Source organism: Bacillus sp. SIMBA_031 (genome assembly GCF_046535225.1).
GTDB lineage: Bacteria > Bacillota > Bacilli > Bacillales > Bacillaceae > Bacillus > Bacillus velezensis.
Map to the genome: position 1 here is coordinate 1 of NZ_JAWRXC010000649.1, position 238 is coordinate 238.

1 tRNA gene is annotated in these 238 nt (G+C 55.9%); it reads left to right on the forward strand.

Features of this window, described 5'->3' with window-relative positions:
• The first annotated feature begins 77 nt into the window (after nucleotides 1-77).
• Nucleotides 78-150 (forward strand) — tRNA-Thr (locus SB724_RS21685).
• Nucleotides 151-238: the final 88 nt, after the last annotated feature.

The following is a 238-nucleotide window of genomic DNA, read 5'->3' on the forward strand; positions in this document are numbered from 1 at the left end:
CTCGGTAGCTCAGTTGGTAGAGCAACGGACTGAAAATCCGTGTGTCGGCGGTTCGATTCCGTCCCGAGCCACCATTTGCCGGTCTAGCTCAATTGGTAGAGCAACTGACTTGTAATCAGTAGGTTGGGGGTTCAAGTCCTCTGGCCGGCACTCTAAATGATGGAGGGGTAGCGAAGTGGCTAAACGCGGCGGACTGTAAATCCGCTCCCTCAGGGTTCGGCAGTTCGAATCTGCCCCC